General features: G+C 71.7%; 18 protein-coding genes. 7 read left to right on the top strand and 11 right to left on the bottom strand.

Annotation, left to right across the window (positions count from 1 at the left end; genetic code table 11):
• Positions 1 to 5 precede the first annotated feature (5 nt).
• Entirely contained in the window at positions 6 to 1301 is a 1296-nt protein-coding gene (locus AB0F18_RS23765) for an MFS transporter (protein WP_362063834.1), read from the bottom strand.
• A gap of 104 nt (positions 1302 to 1405) precedes the next feature.
• On the opposite strand from AB0F18_RS23765, the gene AB0F18_RS23770 reads away from it, so the two are divergent.
• On the top strand, positions 1406 to 2083 hold the full coding sequence (locus AB0F18_RS23770; RefSeq protein WP_362063836.1) for a FadR/GntR family transcriptional regulator: 678 nt from the start codon (positions 1406 to 1408) through the stop codon (positions 2081 to 2083).
• Positions 2084 to 2096: 13 nt separating this feature from the next.
• On the opposite strand, the gene AB0F18_RS23775 is transcribed toward AB0F18_RS23770, so the two are convergent.
• From AB0F18_RS23775 to fabG, 3 genes are all read right to left on the bottom strand, one after another.
• Positions 2097 to 2528 (bottom strand): hypothetical protein, encoded by a 432-nt coding sequence (locus AB0F18_RS23775; protein WP_362063838.1) that lies wholly within the window; start codon positions 2526 to 2528, stop codon positions 2097 to 2099.
• Positions 2529 to 2744: 216 nt separating this feature from the next.
• Positions 2745 to 3515: an enoyl-ACP reductase FabI gene (fabI, locus tag AB0F18_RS23780; RefSeq protein WP_042812537.1), complete on the bottom strand. Its 771-nt coding sequence runs from the start codon at positions 3513 to 3515 to the stop codon at positions 2745 to 2747.
• A gap of 5 nt (positions 3516 to 3520) precedes the next feature.
• Positions 3521 to 4240: a 3-oxoacyl-[acyl-carrier-protein] reductase gene (fabG, locus tag AB0F18_RS23785; protein ID WP_362063841.1), complete on the bottom strand. Its 720-nt coding sequence runs from the start codon at positions 4238 to 4240 to the stop codon at positions 3521 to 3523.
• Positions 4241 to 4425: 185 nt separating this feature from the next.
• Here fabG and AB0F18_RS23790 point away from each other — a divergent pair, with 185 nt between their 5' ends.
• From AB0F18_RS23790 to tyrS, 3 genes are read left to right on the top strand one after another with little or no spacing between them, the layout of a single operon-like run.
• Positions 4426 to 5949: a TldD/PmbA family protein gene (locus tag AB0F18_RS23790; protein ID WP_362063843.1), complete on the top strand. Its 1524-nt coding sequence runs from the start codon at positions 4426 to 4428 to the stop codon at positions 5947 to 5949.
• Positions 5946 to 7346: a metallopeptidase TldD-related protein gene (locus AB0F18_RS23795; RefSeq protein ID WP_362063845.1), complete on the top strand. Its 1401-nt coding sequence runs from the start codon at positions 5946 to 5948 to the stop codon at positions 7344 to 7346. Before AB0F18_RS23790 ends, AB0F18_RS23795 begins: the two co-directional genes overlap by 4 nt.
• A 52-nt stretch (positions 7347 to 7398) precedes the next feature.
• The gene (tyrS, locus tag AB0F18_RS23800) at positions 7399 to 8667 is read left to right on the top strand and encodes a tyrosine--tRNA ligase (protein ID WP_362063847.1); all 1269 of its coding nucleotides are present in this window, start codon (positions 7399 to 7401) and stop codon (positions 8665 to 8667) included.
• A 78-nt stretch (positions 8668 to 8745) separates the two neighbouring features.
• On the opposite strand, the gene AB0F18_RS23805 is transcribed toward tyrS, so the two are convergent.
• Positions 8746 to 9024, bottom strand: a complete 279-nt coding sequence (locus tag AB0F18_RS23805; protein ID WP_362063849.1) for a GlsB/YeaQ/YmgE family stress response membrane protein — start codon at positions 9022 to 9024, stop codon at positions 8746 to 8748.
• Between the two features lie 136 nt (positions 9025 to 9160).
• Between AB0F18_RS23805 and AB0F18_RS23810 the strand changes: the two genes are divergently transcribed.
• Complete coding sequence (locus tag AB0F18_RS23810) at positions 9161 to 9493, top strand: DUF3099 domain-containing protein (RefSeq protein WP_362063851.1); 333 nt, start codon at positions 9161 to 9163, stop codon at positions 9491 to 9493.
• A 141-nt stretch (positions 9494 to 9634) separates the two neighbouring features.
• Positions 9635 to 9853 (top strand): hypothetical protein, encoded by a 219-nt coding sequence (locus tag AB0F18_RS23815; RefSeq protein ID WP_362063853.1) that lies wholly within the window; start codon positions 9635 to 9637, stop codon positions 9851 to 9853.
• A 59-nt stretch (positions 9854 to 9912) separates the two neighbouring features.
• Here AB0F18_RS23815 and moaA read toward each other — a convergent pair whose 3' ends face one another.
• The 3 genes from moaA to AB0F18_RS23830 form a co-directional block, all read right to left on the bottom strand.
• Complete coding sequence (gene moaA, locus AB0F18_RS23820) at positions 9913 to 10902, bottom strand: GTP 3',8-cyclase MoaA (protein ID WP_362063855.1); 990 nt, start codon at positions 10900 to 10902, stop codon at positions 9913 to 9915.
• Positions 10903 to 11066: 164 nt separating this feature from the next.
• A complete protein-coding gene (locus AB0F18_RS23825) occupies positions 11067 to 12692 on the bottom strand; it encodes a cation acetate symporter (RefSeq protein WP_362063857.1) in 1626 nt (541 codons plus the stop codon).
• Positions 12689 to 13054 (bottom strand): DUF485 domain-containing protein, encoded by a 366-nt coding sequence (locus AB0F18_RS23830; RefSeq protein WP_362063859.1) that lies wholly within the window; start codon positions 13052 to 13054, stop codon positions 12689 to 12691. Before AB0F18_RS23830 ends, AB0F18_RS23825 begins: the two co-directional genes overlap by 4 nt.
• Before the next feature lie 270 nt (positions 13055 to 13324).
• Here AB0F18_RS23830 and AB0F18_RS23835 point away from each other — a divergent pair, with 270 nt between their 5' ends.
• Positions 13325 to 14872, top strand: coding sequence for a S8 family serine peptidase (locus AB0F18_RS23835; RefSeq protein WP_362063861.1), 1548 nt, complete (start codon positions 13325 to 13327; stop codon positions 14870 to 14872).
• Between the two features lie 66 nt (positions 14873 to 14938).
• Here the strand turns inward: AB0F18_RS23835 and AB0F18_RS23840 are convergent, their stop codons facing one another.
• From AB0F18_RS23840 to AB0F18_RS23850, 3 genes are read right to left on the bottom strand one after another with little or no spacing between them, the layout of a single operon-like run.
• Positions 14939 to 15982 carry a zinc-dependent alcohol dehydrogenase family protein gene (locus AB0F18_RS23840; protein WP_362063863.1) on the bottom strand — a complete coding sequence of 348 codons (1044 nt, stop codon included), beginning with the start codon at positions 15980 to 15982 and terminating at the stop codon, positions 14939 to 14941.
• A gap of 30 nt (positions 15983 to 16012) precedes the next feature.
• The gene (locus AB0F18_RS23845; RefSeq protein WP_362063869.1) at positions 16013 to 16675 is read right to left on the bottom strand and encodes a lysoplasmalogenase; all 663 of its coding nucleotides are present in this window, start codon (positions 16673 to 16675) and stop codon (positions 16013 to 16015) included.
• 44 nt (positions 16676 to 16719) lie between these two features.
• Positions 16720 to 17595: a sterol desaturase family protein gene (locus AB0F18_RS23850; protein WP_362063865.1), complete on the bottom strand. Its 876-nt coding sequence runs from the start codon at positions 17593 to 17595 to the stop codon at positions 16720 to 16722.
• Between the last annotated feature and the right edge of the window lie 229 nt (positions 17596 to 17824).

Here is a 17824-nt window from a genome sequence, read left to right on the forward strand (position 1 = left end):
GCCGTTCAGTCTCGCATGCCGCATTCGTCCTCGATCGTGCGGTCCCGGCCGGCGAGGACGCCGAGGGCGATCTGCGGGACGAGGAGGCCGGCCATCAGGGCCAGCGGCAGGTCCCAGCCGCCGCTGTGCTGGTAGAGGGTGCCGATGACCAGCGGTCCGGGGATGGAGATGAGGTAGCCGGTGCTCTGGGCGAAGGCGGAGAGCTTGACGACCCCGGCCGGGGACTTGGCGCGCAGGCCGATCATCGTGATGACGAGCGGGAAGGCGCAGTTGGAGACGCCGAGCAGGAGGGCCCAGGCCCAGGCTCCGGCGGCGGGGGCGAAGTGGAGGCCGAGGTAGCCGACGAGGCCGAAGACGCCGAGGACGGCGGCGATGGGGCCCTGGTGGCGCATGCGTCCGGCGAGGCCGGGGATGACGAAGGCCAGCGGGACGCCCATGACCATGGCGACGGCGAGCAGCACGCCGGCGGTGGAGGCGGAGACCCCGGCGTCGCGGAAGATCTGCGGGAGCCAGCCCATGGTGACGTAGGCGCCGGTGGCCTGGAGGCCGAAGTAGCAGGCGAGCGCCCAGGCGGTGCGGCTGCGGACGACCGAGGGGCCGGGGTCCTCCCGTACGGCGGTGGCGGGCGCGGCGGCCTTCTCGCGGCGGCCGGCGGCGGCGACGGGCAGCCAGGGCAGTACGGCGGTCACGGCGAGGGCGGCCCAGATCAGCAGGCCGGTGCGCCAGCTGCCGCCGAGGGCGGAGGTCAGCGGGACGGTGGTGGCGGCGGCGAGGGAGGTGCCGGCGGCCAGGGCCATGGAGTACAGGCCGGTCATGGTGCCGACGCGGTCGGGGAACCAGCGCTTGACGATGACCGGGAGCAGCACGTTGGTCAGGGCTATGCCGGCCAGGGACAGGGCGCTGGCGGCGAGGAAGGCGGCGGCGCTGTGCGCGAAGGGCCGGATCAGCAGGCCGGCGGCGACGGCGGCCATGCCGGCGCAGACGACGGCGGCCGGGCCGAAGCGGCGGGAGAGCCGGGGCGCGGTGACGCCGAAGACGGCGAAGCAGAGGGCGGGGACCGAGGTGATCAGTCCGGCGACGGTGCCGCTCATGTGGAGGCCGGTGCGGGCCTCCTCGAAGAGGGCGCCGAGGCTGGTGATGGCGGGCCGCAGGTTGAGGGCGGCCAGCACGATGCCGACGACGAGCACGGGCCCGAGCCACCGGGGGTCGGCGGGGGTCTCGGCCCGGGTGGTGGCGGGGCGTCCTGCGGAGCCGCTCGGGGTCGCCGGGCGGCTCAGGGTCTGGAGCTCTTCGTCGTGCATCCCGCCATCATAGAATCATGGGATGATTGGTTGTCCAGTTTCTTCCTGTCACGCTTGATCCGTCCCGCCCCCGCACCGCGCAAGTCCCCGAGAGGCCCGTCCGCATGCCGTTGACCTCGCCCCGGCGCTCCGCGCTCGTCGACCAGGTGATCGCCCAGCTCAGGAACCAGATCACCTCCGGCGAGTGGCCGGTCGGGAGCCGCATCCCCACCGAGCCCGAGCTGGTGGAGCTGCTGGGCGTCGCACGCAACACCGTGCGGGAGGCCGTCCGCGCCCTCGCGCACAACGGGCTCCTGGACATCCGCCAGGGTTCGGGTACGTACGTGCTCGCCACGAGCGAGCTGGCCGGGGTGATGCACCGCCGCTTCGCGGGGGCCGACCCCCGGCACGTCGCGGAGCTGCGTTCGACGCTGGAGTCCTCGGCGGCCCGGCTGGCCGCGGAGCGGCGCACGGAGCGGGACCTGGTCCAGCTGGACGCGCTGCTGGCGCGGCGCGAGGAGGCCTGGGCGAGCGGGGACGCGGAGCTGTTCGTGAGCACGGACGTCGCCCTGCACATGGCGGTGGTGACGGCCTCGCACAACGAGGTGCTGATCGAGCTGTACGCGGACCTGGGCGACCTGGTGGCGGAGTGGCTGCGGGCGGACGTCGGCACCGAGCTGGACCCCGCGGGCCATCTGGACCACGCCCGTCTGATCGAGGCGATCCGGCGCGGGGACGGGGACACGGCCGCCTCGGAGGCGGCGGGCTACCCGTTCGTCTGCCTGGGCAAGGGCACGCGCTAGGCCCGGCGGGTCCTCACGGGCGCTGGTGGCTGACCCAGGCCGTGCGGACCTCCTTCCAGCAGCGGCCGGTCAGCCGGGTTCGGCCGGCCGGGTCGAGGGGGACGAGGGCGCTGTCCGCGTCCAGGTCCCACCAGCGCTCGCACTCCACGTGGAGCCGGAGCAGGTCGGTCTCGGGGTAGCCGTTGTGGCAGTACGCGATCACCTGTGAGCCGTCGATCTGGGTGTCGCAGTCGGAGCCGTAGAGCTCGCGGACGGCGGGCGGCTCGGGCCGTACGGGTGGTTCGGCGGGGATCTCGCGGAGGTCCACGGCCGCCGGGGCCGCCGCCTCGGGCCCGGGGGCGGGTTCCGGTGCGCCGGGCTGCGCGAGGGCCCCCGGGATCAGGAGTCCGGTCAAGGCCACCGAGGTGACCAGCAGCGATACCGCTCGGCTCGGCCTCGCGCGCACGCCCGTACCTCCTCCCCGAACCCACCGGGAAGATCCCGGCCAGGTCAGTTTGCAGGCATGCGTCCCGGTTTTCGACTCGGAAAGATCCGGTCGGACGGCGAAAGTCTGATCGAACCCGGCCCCGCGGCCCGGCCCCCGTACGGCGAAACGGCGGTGGCCGCGCCTCCCCTCGGGGAAACGCGGCCACCGCCGTACGGGCTCGGGTCCTGCCCTGGGTCAGGCGCCCATCGCGTGCAGGCCGCCGTCCACGTGGACGATCTCACCCGTGGTCTTCGGGAACCAGTCCGACAGCAGGGCCACGACGCCCTTGCCCGCCGGCTCCGGGTCGCTCATGTCCCACGCCAGCATGGAGCGCTGGTTCCAGGTGTCCGCCAGCTCACCGAAGCCCGGGATGGACTTCGCGGCCATCGAGCCGATCGGACCGGCCGAGACCAGGTTGCAGCGGATGTTCTCCTTGCCCAGGTCGCGGGCGAGGTAACGGCTGGTGGCCTCCAGCGCGGCCTTGGCCGGGCCCATCCAGTCGTACTGCGGCCAGGCGAACTGCGCGTCGAAGGTGAGGCCGACGACGGCCGCGCCCTCCGCCGGGAACAGCGGCTTGCAGGCCATGGTCAGCGACTTCAGCGAGAACGCCGAGACGTGCATGGCGGTCGCGACCGACTCGAACGGCGTGTTCAGGAAGTTGCCGCCGAGGGCGTCCTGCGGGGCGAAGCCGATGGAGTGGACGACGCCGTCGAGGCCGCCGAGCTCGTCGCGGACGAGGCCCTCCAGGCGGGCCAGGTGCTCGTCGTTGGTGACGTCGAGCTCGATCACCTTGACCGGCTTGGGCAGCTTCTTGGCGATGCGCTCCGTCAGCGACGGGCGCGGCCACGCCGTGAGGATGACCTCGGCGCCCTGCTCCTGGGCCAGCTTGGCGGCGTGGAAGGCGATGGAGGACTCCATCAGCACTCCGGTGATGAGGATCCGCTTGCCCTCGAGAATTCCGCTCATGGTGATCAGTGACCCATGCCCAATCCGCCGTCAACGGGAATGACGGCTCCGGTGATGTACGCGGCGTTGTCGGACGCCAGGAAGCTCACGGCGGCCGCGATCTCCTCGGGCTGCGCGTAGCGGGCCAGCGGCACCTGCGCCAGGATGCCCTCGCGCTGCTCGTCGCTGAGCACCTTCGTCATGTCGGTGTCCACGAAACCGGGGGCGACGACGTTGAAGGTGATGTTGCGGGAGCCCAGCTCGCGGGCGAGCGAGCGGGCGAAGCCCACCAGCGCCGCCTTGGAGGCGGCGTAGTTGGCCTGGCCGGCGCCGCCGAGGAGGCCGACGACCGAGGAGATCAGGACCACACGGCCCTTCTTCGCACGCAGCATGCCACGGTTCGCCCGCTTGACGACGCGGAAGGTGCCGGTGAGGTTGGTGTCGACGACGGAGGAGAAGTCCTCCTCGGACATCCGCATCAGCAGCGTGTCCTTGGTGATGCCGGCGTTGGCCACCAGCACCTCGACGTTGCCGTGCTTGGCCTCGATCTCCTTGTAGGCCTGCTCCACCTGCTCGGAGTCGGTGATGTCGCAGCGCACGGCCAGCACGCCCAGGTCGGCGAGCTCCTGCGGCGGCTCCCCCGAACGGTACGTGATCGCGACCTTGTCGCCGGCCTGGGCGAAGGCGCGGGCGATGGCGAGGCCGATGCCCCGGTTTCCTCCGGTGACGAGAACCGAGCGGCTCAACGGATCACCCTTTCGCTTAGCTGTCTGAGTACCAAAAACCTATAGGCCCCGTACGTCATCCGGAGAATCGGGCTCCGACAGGGCCTTGGGACGCGCTCTGTCGAATACCTACAGAAACGAGTGGTCACCAGGGGCCCGGTCGCGACATGATCGAGCCGACCGTCCCCGACCCCGGGAGGACTTCCGTGGCCCATTCCATCGACGCGGCCTTCACCGCGCTGCCCCTGCGGGCGCTCGCCGACGCGGCGCTCGCACGGGCGCGCGCGCTCGGCGCCGACCATGCCGACTTCCGCCTGGAGCGGATCCGCAGCGCCTCCTGGCGGCTGCGGGACGCCAAGCCCTCCGGCGGCTCCGACACCACCGACCTCGGCTACGCGGTCCGGGTGGTGCACGGCGGTAGCTGGGGCTTCGCGTCCGGCGTGGACCTGACCATGGACGGCGCGGCCAGGGTGGCCTCGCAGGCCGTGGCGATGGCCAAGCTGTCCGCCCAGGTCATCAAGGCCGCCGGTTCCGGCGAGCGGGTGGAGCTGGCCGACGAGCCCGTGCACGCCGACAAGACCTGGATCTCCGCCTACGACGTGAACCCCTTCGACGTGCCGGACGCCGAGAAGTCGGCCCTGCTCGCCGACTGGAGCTCCCGGCTGCTGGCCGCCGAGGGCGTCGCACACGTGGACGCCTCGCTGCTCGCCGTCCACGAGAACAAGTTCTACGCCGACACCGCGGGCACCACGACCACCCAGCAGCGGGTGCGCGTCCACCCGCAGCTCACCGCCGTCGCCGTCGACGCCACCACCGGCGAGTTCGACTCCATGCGCACCATCGCCCCGCCCGCCGGGCGCGGCTGGGAGTACCTGACCGGCACCGGCTGGGACTGGAACGCCGAGCTGGAGCAGATCCCGGGCCTGCTGGCCGAGAAGATGCGGGCCCCGAGCGTGGAGGGGGGCCGCTACGACCTGGTCGTGGACCCGTCCAACCTGTGGCTCACCATCCACGAGTCCATCGGCCACGCCACCGAGCTCGACCGGGCGCTGGGCTACGAGGCGGCGTACGCGGGGACCTCCTTCGCCACGTTCGACCAGCTGGGCACCCTCAAGTACGGCTCCTCGATCATGAACGTGACGGGTGACCGCACCGCCGAGCACGGCCTGGCCACCATCGGCTACGACGACGAGGGCGTCGAGGCCCAGAGCTGGGACCTGGTCAAGGACGGCACCCTGGCCGGCTACCAGACCGACCGGCGGATCGCGAAGCTGACCGGCCTCGGCCGTTCCAACGGCTGCGCCTACGCCGACTCCCCCGGGCACGTGCCGGTCCAGCGGATGGCGAACGTCTCGCTCCAGCCGGATCCGGGCGGGCTGTCCACCGAGGACCTGATCGGCGGGGTGGAGCGCGGGATCTACGTGGTCGGCGACCGCTCCTGGTCGATCGACATGCAGCGCTACAACTTCCAGTTCACGGGGCAGCGGTTCTTCCGGATCGAGAACGGCCGGCTGGCCGGGCAGCTGCGCGACGTCGCCTACCAGGCCACGACCACCGAGTTCTGGGGCTCGATGGAGAAGGTCGGCGGCCCGCAGACCTACGTCCTGGGCGGCGCCTTCAACTGCGGGAAGGCCCAGCCGGGCCAGGTCGCGGCGGTCTCGCACGGCTGCCCGTCCGCCCTGTTCCGCGACGTGAACATCTTGAACACCACCCAGGAGGCGGGTCGATGAGCCGTACGAAGCCCCACGAGATCGTCGAGCGGGCCCTGGAGCTGTCCACGGCCGACGGCTGCGTCGTCATCGCCGACGAGGAGTCCAGCGCCAACCTGCGCTGGGCCGGGAACGCCCTGACCACCAACGGCGTCACCCGCGGCCGGACCCTGACGGTCATCGCCACGGTCGACGGCGGGCAGGGGACGGCCTCGGGGGTCGTCTCCCGCTCCGCGGTCACCGCGGCCGACCTGGAGCCGCTCGTACGGGCCGCCGAGGCGGCCGCGCGGGCCGCGGGTCCCGCCGAGGACGCCCAGCCGCTGGTGACCGGGACCCCGGCCTCGCCGGACTTCGCGGACGCCCCCGACGAGACCTCCTCGGCGGTGTTCGCGGACTTCGCCCCGGCCCTCGGCGAGGCCTTCGCCCGGGCCCGGGCGGGCGGCCGGGAGCTGTACGGGTTCGCCAACCACGAGCTGGTCTCCACGTACGTCGGCACCTCCACGGGCCTGCGGCTGCGCCACGACCAGCCCAACGGCACCCTGGAGCTCAACGCCAAGTCCACCGCGACTGCCGATGGCCGGTCGCGCTCCGCCTGGGCGGGCCGGGCCACCCGCGACTTCAAGGAGGTGGACCCCACCGTCCTGGACGCGGAGCTCGCCGTCCGCCTCGGCTGGGCCGAGCGCAAGGTGGAGCTGCCCGCCGGGCGTTACGAGACGCTGCTGCCGCCGACGGCCGTGGCCGACCTGCTGATCTACCAGATGTGGTCGGCGGCGGCCCGGGACGCGACGGAGGGCCGGACGGTCTTCTCCAAGCCCGGCGGCGGCACCCGGATCGGCGAGCGGCTCTCGCAGCTGCCGCTGACCCTGCGCAGCGACCCGAACGCGCCCGGCCTGGAGTCGGCGCCGTTCGTGATCGCGCACAGCTCGGGCGACGACGCCTCGGTGTTCGACAACGGCCTGCCGGTCCCGGCGACCGAGTGGATCAGCGGTGGCGAGCTGGCCCGGCTGACCACGACCCGGCACAGCGCCGGGCTGACCGGGCTGCCGCTCTCCCCCGCCTTCGGGAACCTGATCCTGGAGGGGGGCGGCGACCAGTCGCTGGAGGAGATGGTGGCGGCCACCGAGCGGGGTCTGCTGCTGACCTGCCTCTGGTACATCCGCGAGGTCGACCCGGCCACCCTGCTGCTGACGGGGCTGACCCGGGACGGCGTCTACCTGGTGGAGAACGGGCAGGTCACGGGCGAGGTGAACAACTTCCGGTTCAACGAGTCCCCGGTGGACCTGCTGTCGCGGGCCACCGAGGCGGGGCGCACCGAGAAGACCCTGCCGCGCGAGTGGGGCGACTGGTTCACGCGGGCCGCGATGCCCGCCGTCCGCATCCCGGACTTCAACATGAGTTCGGTCAGCAAGGGCGTCTGACGCACCTAGACTGAGCACGGCATTTCCACAATTCGTAAGGAGTCGAGAGACCGTGACGGACATCGTCGACGAACTGAAGTGGCGCGGGCTGTTCGCCCAGTCCACTGACGAAGAAGCGCTGCGCAAGGCCTTCGCGGACGGTCCCGTCACGTTCTATTGCGGTTTCGACCCGACGGCCGCCTCGCTGCACGTGGGACACCTGGTGCAGGTGCTGACCGTGCGCCGGCTCCAGCAGGCGGGGCACCGCCCGCTGGCGCTGGTCGGCGGGGCGACCGGGCAGATCGGCGACCCGCGGCCGACGGCCGAGCGGACCCTGAACGACCCGGAGACCGTCGCGAACTGGGTGACGCGCCTGCGCACGCAGATCGAGCCGTTCCTGTCCTTCGAGGGCGAGAACGCGGCGGTCATGGTGAACAACCTGGACTGGACCGCGGGCATGTCCGCGATCGAGTTCCTGCGGGACATCGGCAAGCACTTCCGCGTCAACAAGATGCTGACGAAGGACTCGGTCGCCAAGCGGCTGGAGTCCGACCAGGGCATCAGCTACACGGAGTTCAGCTACCAGCTGCTGCAGGGCATGGACTTCCTGGAGCTGTACCGCCGCTACGGCTGCGTGCTCCAGCAGGGCGGCTCGGACCAGTGGGGCAACCTGACGGCCGGGCTGGACCTGATCCACCGCCTGGAGCCGCAGGCCCAGGTGCACGCGCTGGCGACGCCGCTGATGGTCAAGGCGGACGGCACCAAGTTCGGCAAGTCCGAGAGCGGCGCCGTGTGGCTCGACCCGGAGATGACCACCCCGTACGCGTTCTACCAGTTCTGGCTGAACGTGGACGACCGGGACATCTCCACCTACATGCGGATCCTGTCCTTCCGCTCCCGTGAGGAGCTGGAGGAGCTGGAGGCGCAGACCGCCGAGCGTCCGCAGGCGCGGGCCGCCCAGCGCGCGCTCGCGGAGGAGCTGACCACGCTGGTGCACGGCGCCGACCAGTGCGCGGCCGTGATCGCGGCGTCGAAGGCGCTGTTCGGCCAGGGCGAGCTGGCGGAGCTGGACGCGGCCACGCTGGCCGCGGCCCTGTCCGAGCTGCCGCACGCGAAGGTGGCGGAGCTGGGCCTGGTGGTGGACCTGTTCGCGGAGACCGGCCTGGTCGCCAGCAAGTCCGCCGCGCGCCGGACCGTGAAGGAGGGCGGTGCCTACGTGAACAACGTGAAGGTCACCGCCGAGGACGCGGTCCCGGCGCAGGAGGACCTGCTGCACGGGCGCTGGCTGGTGCTGCGCCGCGGCAAGAAGAACCTGGCGGCGGTCGAGGTGACCGGCGCCTGACGGGCGGTACGGCGAGGGGCCGGCACGGACGCACCGTCCGTACCGGCCCCTTCGTCATGCCCCGCCCGGCCGGCGGGGCTACGCCGTACGGCGTTTGCCGCCCTTGGCGGCCAGGTAGACCATGTCGCCCAGTCCGACGATGACGACGGCTCCGGCGAGCTGGAGCAGGTGCCGGATCCAGTCGATGCCCCTGGTGTCGTGCACGCCGATCCACGTGGCCACGGCGTTGCCGAGGACGCCGCCGATGATGCCGAAGACGGTGGTCAGCCAGAGCGGCTGGTGCTGCTTGCCCGGCAGGATGGCCCGGGCTATGAGGCCCAGCACGAAACCGACGATGATCGCCCACAACCAAGACATGTCGAGCCTCCTCGTGGCGCGGTGTGCGCATGTGGGGCCAGTCTCGGTCCGCGGGGCGCGCCGCGCATGTCGGGCGGCTCCGTTCAGGCGGTACCCCCTTCTCCCCGGCGCCCGGGGGGCGGCGTACCGTGGGGCCATGCAGCGGACGAAACGGAACGGGGCCGAGGTCTTCCGGATCACCGGGGCCCGCATGGGACTTGCCGAGGACGTACGGGGGCGCCAGCGCCGGTACGTGATCTCGATGGGAATCAGGACTCTGTCGGTGGTCGCCACCGTGATCCTGTGGAACGTGGAGCGCCATGTGGCGGTCGTGACGCTTGCGGCGGGCCTCCTGCTCCCGTACATCGCGGTGGTCATCGCCAACGCCGGCCGCGAGTCGGCGCCCTCGCTGCCGTCGCACTTCGTGCCCGCCCCTGTGCGCCCTGCACTGGAGCCGGGGAACCTCAGGAAAACCTCAGATCAATCATGAAGTTCCGGTGCACCCCACCCGGTCCTGCGTGACATACTGCCTACGCGCTCCGCATCCCCCGTCGGAGCGACGGACCGACGCCGGGCAGCTCCCCCCGTGGCTGCCCGGCGTCGCCCTTCCGTCCGTTTGTAGGGTGGGGCCGTGACGTCTTCCGATACCCCCACCTGCTCCGCCAAGGGCTGCCGTGACGCGGCCGTATGGGTCCTGGCGTGGAACAACCCGAAGCTGCACGCGCCGGAACGGCGCAAGACGTGGCTGGCGTGCGAGGAACACCGCGAGCACCTGTCCCAGTTCCTGGGCGTCCGCGGTTTCCTCAAGGACGTGGTGAAGCTGGACGAGTGGGTCCAGCCGGAGGGCTAGGAGCGCTGAACGCCGACGGCCCTCCCGATGCGGGAGGGCCGTCCGGTGCGCGGGGGCTGCTAGCCGCCGATGGCCGACATCGGGCGGTCGGGCTGGAGGAAGGACGGGTCGTCGAGGCCGGAGCCGGCCTTCTTGCCCCACATCGCCACCTTCCACAGGCGGGCGATCTCCTCGTCCGGGGCGCCCGAGCGCAGCGCGGAGCGCAGGTCGGACTCCTCGGTGGCGAACAGGCAGGTGCGGACCTGGCCGTCGGCCGTGAGCCGGGTGCGGTCGCAGGCGCCGCAGAAGGGGCGGGTGACCGAGGCGATGACCCCGACGGTGGCGGGGCCGCCGTCGACCACCCAGCGCTCGGCGGGGGCGGAGCCGCGCTCCTCGGCGCCCTCTTCGGTGAGGGTGAAGCGGGTGCGCAGGGACTGCAGGATGTCCCCGGCGGTGATCATGCCGTCGCGCTTCCAGCCGTGCTGGGCGTCCAGGGGCATCTGCTCGATGAAGCGGAGCTCGTACTCGTTCTCCACGGCCCAGGCGAGCAGGTCGGGAGCCTCGTCGTCGTTGAGGCCGGGCATCAGGACGGCGTTGACCTTGACCGGGGTGAGGCCGGCCTCGCGGGCGGCGGCCATGCCGTCGATGACGTCGTGGTGGCGGTCGCGGCGGGTGAGGGTCTTGAAGACCTCGGGGCGCAGGGTGTCGAGCGAAACGTTCACTCGGTCCAGGCCGGCGGCCTTCAGGGCCTGCGCGGTGCGCTTGAGGCCGATGCCGTTGGTGGTCAGCGACATCTTGGGGCGGGGCTCCAGGGCGGCGCACCGCTCGACGATCCCGACGAGGCCGGGGCGCAGCAGCGGCTCGCCGCCGGTGAAGCGGACCTCGGTGATGCCCAGCTGGGTGACGGCGATGCGGATCAGTCGGACGATCTCGTCGTCACTGAGCAGATCGGACTTTCCCAGCCACTGCAGGCCTTCTTCGGGCATGCAGTAGGTGCAGCGCAGGTTGCACCGGTCGGTGAGTGAGACGCGCAGGTCAGTGGCCACGCGGCCGTACGTGTCGAGAAGCACTGTGGGCCCCCTCCCCTGTCCGGATCTAGAGGTTCTATGGATCGAGCGTACGCGACCCGTGTGTCCCGGAGGGATGCCCGAATGAACGAGACGTAACGCGGCCGCGTCGTAGGGAAGTACGACGCGGCCACGCACGGTGTTCACACGGTCTCGGGGAGCCCCCGTCAGTGGGCCCCCGTGCCGGTGAGGGAGCGTACCTCCAGCTCGGCGAACTTCTGCGGGTCGGCCTTCTCCTTGGACAGGACGGTCCCCAGCCAGCCGAGGAGGAAGCCGAGCGGGATCGAGATGATGCCCGGGTTCTCCAGCGGGAACCAGTAGAAGTCGGCGTCCTTGAACATCGAGGTGGGCTTGCCGGAGACGACCGGCGAGAAGAGCACCAGGCCGACCGCCGAGATCAGGCCGCCGTAGATGGACCACAGCGCGCCCTGGGTGGTGAAGCGCTTCCAGAAGAGGCTGTAGAGGATCGTCGGAAGGTTGGCGGAGGCGGCGACCGCGAAGGCGAGGGCGACCAGGCCGGCCACGTTCATGTCGCGGGCCAGGGCCCCGAGGAAGATCGCGACGGCGCCGATGACCACGGTGGACCAGCGGGCGGCGCGCATCTCCTCCTTCTCGGTGGCCCGTCCCTTGCGGATGACGTTGACGTAGATGTCGTGCGCGAAGGACGAGGAGGAGGCCAGGGTGAGGCCCGCGACCACGGCGAGGATGGTGGCGAAGGCCACCGCGGAGATCACGGCGAGGAGGATCGCGCCGCCGGTGGAGTCGGGTCCGCCGCCGACGGCCTGGGCGAGCAGCGGGGCCGCGGTGTTGCCGGACTTGTTGGACTTGGTGATGTCGTCCCGGTTGAGCAGGGCGGCGGCGCCGAAGCCGAGGGCGATGGTCATCAGGTAGAAGGCGCCGATGATGCCGATGGCCCAGTTCACGGACTTGCGGGCGGCCTTGGCGGTGGGGACCGTGTAGAAGCGGATCAGGATGTGCGGCAGGCCGGCGGTGCCCAGGACCAGGGCGAGGCCCAGGGAGAAGAAGTCCAGCTTGGTGAGCGAGTCCTTGCCGTACTTGAGTCCCGGCTCCAGGAACTTCGCCCCCTGGCCGCTGTGCTCGGCGGCCTGGCCGAGCAGCGCGGAGATGTTGAAGTTGAACTTCAGCAGCACCAGGAAGGTGATCAGCAGGGTGCCCGCGATCAGCAGCACCGCCTTGATCATCTGGACCCAGGTGGTGCCCTTCATCCCGCCGATGGTCACGTAGACGATCATCAGGACGCCGACCAGGGCGACCACGGCGATCTTGCCGCCGTCGGCGGTGATGCCCAGGAGCAGCGAGACGAGCACGCCCGCGCCGGCCATCTGGGCGAGCAGGTAGAAGATCGAGACCACGATGGTGGAGGTGCCGGCGGCGGTGCGGACGGGCCGCTGGCGCATCCGGTACGCGAGCACGTCGCCCATCGTGTAGCGGCCGGAGTTGCGCAGCGGCTCGGCGACCAGCAGCAGGGCCACCAGCCAGGCCACGAGGAAGCCGATGGAGTAGAGGAAGCCGTCGTAGCCGAAGAGGGCGATGGCGCCGGCGATGCCGAGGAAGGACGCGGCGGACATGTAGTCGCCGGAGATGGCGAGGCCGTTCTGGAATCCGGTGAACTGGCGGCCGCCGGCGTAGAAGTCGGCGGCGTCCTTGGTCTGGCGGCCGGCCCAGACGGTGATGGCGAGGGTGGCGACGACGAACAGCCCGAACAGGGTGATGATCAGCGGGCGGTGCTCGGTGGCGCCGGCGGCGGTCGTCAGGTGCGGGATGGCGCTCATGCCCGGCCCTCCATCTCGTCCTTGATGGCCCGGGCCTTGGGGTCGAGCCTGGCGGCGGCGTGCCGTGAGTACAGCCAGGCGATCAGGAAGGTCGTCGCGAACTGGGCGAGCCCGAGGACGAGGGCGACGTTGACGTTGCCGAAGAGCTTGGTCCCCATGAAGGCGCCCGCGTAGTTGGACAGCAGGACGTAGAGCAGGTACCAGGCGATGAAGGCCACGGTGAGCGGGAAGGCGAAGGAGCGGTAGGAACTGCGCAGTTCGGCGAATTCGGGGCTCTGCTGGACGCGCGCGAACTCTTCGGCCGGCACCTGTGCCGGGGCCGGTCCCGCGCTGCCCGGCGGCGGCGCTGCTTGCGTGGTCACGGGGGGTTCTCCTTGTGACGCGGGTGCGGTGGGGACGGACAAAACAACCTCCGTGTGGGGGCCGGTGGTGCTGAGCCCCCCTGTCAACGGCACGGCCGGCGTGTCGGGACGGTTCAACACCCGTTGTTTCTTTGGCTGGTTCTCGGAGCGGGCGGCTGATTTCTCGAACTGATGGCGCAAAGGGGAACGTCGGCGCTAGGTTCGCCTGTCATGAACGCGTCCGACGCAACCGCGTGCGGGCTGCTCTTTCACGGATGATGTGGAGAACCCATGGCTCATCTGGGATCCGGCCGTCGGCGGGCCCTCGCCGTTCCGGTCGGTCTGGCGCTCACGGCCTCCCTCGCCTTCCTGCCCCCGGTGGCTGCCTCGGCCGCGCCGCTGGGCAACACGGCGGACTCGGCGACGGCCGCCGGGACCGCCGCCACCGGCCCCGCGCTCTCGTACGTGGCGAACCTGACCGCGTACGGGACGGCCAAGCAGGCCGGGAAGGCCATCGAGCAGGCCGGCGGGACGGTGGTGACGTCCTATGAACAGATCGGCATCGTCGTCGCACATTCCCAGAACCCGGACTTCGCCAAGCAGCTGCGGGCCCAGCGGAACCTGTTCGTGTCCGTGGGAGCCACCCGTACGGCCCCTCTCCAGACGGTGCAGACCACCGAGGAGGGCACCACCCAGAGACTGAGCGACACGGACGCCGCCCGGGCCGCGGCGGCGGCCGAGCCGGGTCAGGAGCCCCTGGAGGCCAACCAGTGGGACCTGCGGGCGATCGGGGCCGACCAGGCCCAGAAGGTCAACGCGGGCAGCACGGACGTCACCGTGGGCGTCATCGACACCGGCGTGGACGACACCCACCCGGACCTCGCCGCGAACTTCTCCAGGGGGCAGTCCGCCAACTGCGTCGGCGGCGTCGCGGACACCACCGACGGCGCGTGGCGCCCGTACGCGGACGGCAGCGACCACGGCACGCACGTGGCGGGCACCATCGCCGCCGCGCGCAACGGGGTCGGCGTCAGCGGTGTCGCGCCGGGCGTCAAGGTCGCCGCGATCAAGGTGAGCGAGCCCGGCACCAGCCTCTTCTACACCGAGGCGGTCGTCTGCGGCTTCATGTTCGCCGCCGAGAAGGGGATCGAGGTGACCAACAACAGCTACTACGTCGACCCCTGGTACTTCAACTGCAAGACGGACGACGACCAGAAGGCGCTGGTGGAGGCCCTCACCCGGGCCTCGAAGTACGCCGAGCGCAAGGGCGTGCTGAACGTCGCCGCGGCCGGCAACGAGAACTGGGACCTGGCCGCCGACTCGATCACGGACGACACCAGCCCGGACGACGCCACCCCCGCGCCGCGCACCATAGACCCGAAGGTCTGCCTGGACCTGCCCACGCAGCTGCCGGGCGTGGTCACGGTCAGCGCGACCGGCGACAAGGGCTTCCGCTCGTACTACTCCAGCTACGGCCTCGGCGTCGTCGACGTGGCCGCCCCCGGCGGCGACAAGTGGCAGGTCCCTGCCACCCCCGACGCCAACGGGCGCGTGCTGTCCACCCTCCCCGGCGGCGGCTACGGCTACAAGCAGGGCACCTCGATGGCCACCCCGCACGTCGCGGGCGTCGCGGCCCTGCTCAAGAGCGCGCACCCGGGGGCCACGCCCTCCCAGCTCCAGATGATGCTCAAGGCCCAGGCGACGAAGACCGCCTGCCCGGACAAGATCTACGACGGCACCGGGAACCTGATCGACGCCACCACCTGCCGGACCAAGTGGGGCCAGACGGGCTTCTACGGCTCCGGCGTGGTCGACGCCCTCAAGGCCGTCAAGCAGTAGGGGCACGCGTACGGGAAGGGGCCGGGCGGATCACCCGCCCGGCCCCTCACGTTCGCACCGCCGGTGTCAGGGCTTGATCAGGACCTTGAGCGCGCTGCGGTCGTCCATGGCGCGGTAGCCGTCCGGGACCTCGTCCAGGGACACGGCGCGGTCGAAGACGGGCGCCGGGTCGATCGCGCCGCTCAGCACGTCCTCCAGCAGCTCCGGGATGTACGCGCGGACCGGCGCGACACCGCCGCGCAGGCTGATGTTGCGGTCGAACATGACGCTGAGGTCGAGGCCGGTGCCGCTGCCGTGCGGGACGCCGACGTAGCCGATGGCGCCGCCGTCGCGGGTGATGTTCACGGCCGTGCGCATGGACTGCTCGGTGCCCACCGCCTCGATGACGGCGTGCGCGCCCTGGCCGCCGGTCAGCTCGCGGACGGCGGCCTCGGCGGCCTCGCCGCGCTCGGCGACCACGTCGGTGGCGCCGAAGAGCTTCGCGATGTCCGTCCGGGCGCTGTGGCGGCCCAGGGCGATGATCCGCTCGGCGCCGAGCCGCTTCGCCGCGAGGACCCCGCACAGGCCGACGGCGCCGTCACCGACGACGGCGACGGTGGAGCCGGCGCGGACGCCCGCGCCCAGGGCGGCGTGGTGGCCGGTGCCCATGACGTCGGAGAGGGCGAGGAGCCCGGTCAGCAGGTGGTCGTCGGAGGCGGCCGCGGCGGGCAGCTTCACCAGGGTGCCGTCGGCGTGCGGGACCCGCACGGCCTCGCCCTGGCCGCCGTCGAAACCGACCGAGCCCCAGAAGCCGCCGTGCACGCAGGAGGTGTACAGGCCCTCGGAGCAGTAGTCGCAGGTGCCGTCGGACCACATGAAGGGGGCCACGACGAGGTCCCCGGCCTTCAGGCCGGAGACGGCGGAACCGGTCTCCTCGACGACGCCGAGGAACTCGTGTCCGATGCGCTGGCCGGGCCGGCGCTGGGCCTCGCCGCGGTAGGCCCACAGGTCGCTGCCGCAGATGCAGGCACGAAGGACGCGGACGACGGCGTCCTCGGGGCGCTGGATCGCAGCGTCGGGCACCTCCTCCACGCGGATGTCGTGCGGGGCGTGGATGACGGTGGCGCGCATGGTGGTGCAGCCCTCCGGCTCGGGGATGGTTCAGTCTTGTAGGACTTCCCTACCGTACGCCTGCCCCCGCCGGAGTGCGCCCGCGGCCAGCAGGTACTGGGCCGCCAGGTAGGTCGCCATGATCCAGAAGTCGGGGCGGGGCAGCTGCGGCCACTCGGCCACGCCGGTCGCGATGAGGGTGTCGGAGAGCAGGAACAGGGCCCCGCCCGCCCCCGCGACCCGGCCCAGCGCGCTGGAGCGGTAGGCCATGGAGGCCAGCAGCAGGCTGTAGCCGGCCACGGGGATCCGCAGCCCGGCCGGGAGGTCCCCCCACAGCAGCGCGACGGTCCCGACGAGCGCCACGGCGTACGCGCCCCCGAGCGCGGGGCTGGTACGGGCCCGGCCGAAGAGGCTGTGCTTGCCGAAGAGCATGAGGTAGCAGACGTGCCCGGCGGCGAAGGAGCCCATGCCGACGAGGAAGGCGGGCTCGGCGTCGAAGAGCAGGGCGAGGTCCCCGCCCCAGCCGAACAGCAGCGCGGCGACCAGCAGCCGGGGGGCGCGGAGGGTGAGCACGTACCCGGCCAGCAGCGGCATCAGCAGCGGCTTGGCGACGAGGTGCCCGGGGTGCCAGCCGGCGAGCAGCGCCCCGAAGTCGACGGCGCAGGCCACGGCGAAGGCGCCGAGCAGCACCCGCCCGGCGCGGCCCGTCCCCACGGGCGCGGGCCGTGCCCAGGAGGGCGTACGGGACTCGGTGGCGCTCACGCGGCGGGCTCCGGGGCCTTCTCCGGCTGCGGTGCGGCGGCGGGGGCGGGCTGCCAGCCGGGGCCGCGGAAGACCCGTCCGGCGCGCTCGCGCCAGCTGCGGGCGGCGCGGACGTCGCGGGCGATGGCGGCGTACTCGTGGGTGGCCACGCGCAGCGGGTTGTGGGTGTCGATGTTCTTGGTGAGCCCGTAGACGGGCCGCTCCGTCTCCCCGACCCAGGACCCGAACATCCGGTCCCAGACGATCAGGATGCCGCCGAAGTTGCGGTCCAGGTAGCCGCCCTGGGAGGCGTGGTGGACGCGGTGGTGGGAGGGGGTGTTGAAGACGTACTCGTAGGGCCTGGGCAGCTTCCCGATGCGCTCGGTGTGCACCCAGAACTGGTAGAGGAGGTTGATGCCGTAGCAGAAGGGGATCGCGGCCGGGTGCACCCCTAGGGCCACCATCGGCAGGTAGAACCACCAGGTGGTCGCGCTGGTCCAGGGCTGGCGCAGGGCGGTGGTGAGGTTGAACCGCTTGCTGCTGTGGTGGACCACGTGGCAGGCCCACAGGATGCGGATGACGTGGTGGAGCCGGTGCTGCCAGTAGTAGAGGAAGTCCTGGACGAGCAGCATCAGCAGGGCGGTCCACCACAGGAACGGCACCCGCAGCGGGGTCAGTTCGTAGACGGCGGTGAAGACGGCGACGACCGGGATCTTCCAGAGCAGGTCGAAACCGATGCTGCCGAGCCCCATGGTGACACTGGTGACCGCGTCCTTGGTGTCGTAGCCGGCGGCGTCCTCGTCGGGATGGAGCCGGTAGCTGACCACCTCGATGACGGTGAGCAGCACGAAAGCGGGTATGGACCACAGCACGACATCGGGCAGATTTGGCATGGGCGCACCTTAGGGCGGGTTCCGGGGTGCCGCTAGGGGTTGTTACCGATCAGTATCCGACGGGGTTACCGCGGGTACAAGGGGGTGGGTGCATGGCAGGGGTGGAAACCGCCGTACTCCGGGCAGCGAGCACGGCGGCAGGGTGGCTGTGGAGGTCCCGGCTGGGCCAGGTGCCGGGCGCCCGGCTCGCCGACCGCCCGGTCCGGCCGGCCGCGCGGTGGCGCCGGCC

The sequence above is a fragment of the Streptomyces sp. NPDC029216 genome (assembly GCF_040648015.1).
GTDB lineage: Bacteria > Actinomycetota > Actinomycetes > Streptomycetales > Streptomycetaceae > Streptomyces.

Excerpts from the sequence above, each read along its gene's own strand:
- AB0F18_RS23825 (WP_362063857.1), bottom strand. The coding sequence starts at position 12,692 with ATGAGCGCCATCCCGCACCTGACGACCGCCGCCGGCGCCACCGAGCAC.
- AB0F18_RS23850 (WP_362063865.1), bottom strand. The coding sequence starts at position 17,595 with ATGCCAAATCTGCCCGATGTCGTGCTGTGGTCCATACCCGCTTTCGTG.
- AB0F18_RS23840 (WP_362063863.1), bottom strand. The coding sequence starts at position 15,982 with ATGCGCGCCACCGTCATCCACGCCCCGCACGACATCCGCGTGGAGGAG.
- AB0F18_RS23805 (WP_362063849.1), bottom strand. The coding sequence starts at position 9,024 with ATGTCTTGGTTGTGGGCGATCATCGTCGGTTTCGTGCTGGGCCTCATA.
- fabI (WP_042812537.1), bottom strand. The coding sequence starts at position 3,515 with ATGAGCGGAATTCTCGAGGGCAAGCGGATCCTCATCACCGGAGTGCTG.
- AB0F18_RS23770 (WP_362063836.1), top strand. The coding sequence starts at position 1,406 with ATGCCGTTGACCTCGCCCCGGCGCTCCGCGCTCGTCGACCAGGTGATC.
- AB0F18_RS23765 (WP_362063834.1), bottom strand. The coding sequence starts at position 1,301 with ATGCACGACGAAGAGCTCCAGACCCTGAGCCGCCCGGCGACCCCGAGC.
- AB0F18_RS23795 (WP_362063845.1), top strand. The coding sequence starts at position 5,946 with ATGAGCCGTACGAAGCCCCACGAGATCGTCGAGCGGGCCCTGGAGCTG.
- AB0F18_RS23835 (WP_362063861.1), top strand. The coding sequence starts at position 13,325 with ATGGCTCATCTGGGATCCGGCCGTCGGCGGGCCCTCGCCGTTCCGGTC.
- AB0F18_RS23810 (WP_362063851.1), top strand. The coding sequence starts at position 9,161 with ATGCAGCGGACGAAACGGAACGGGGCCGAGGTCTTCCGGATCACCGGG.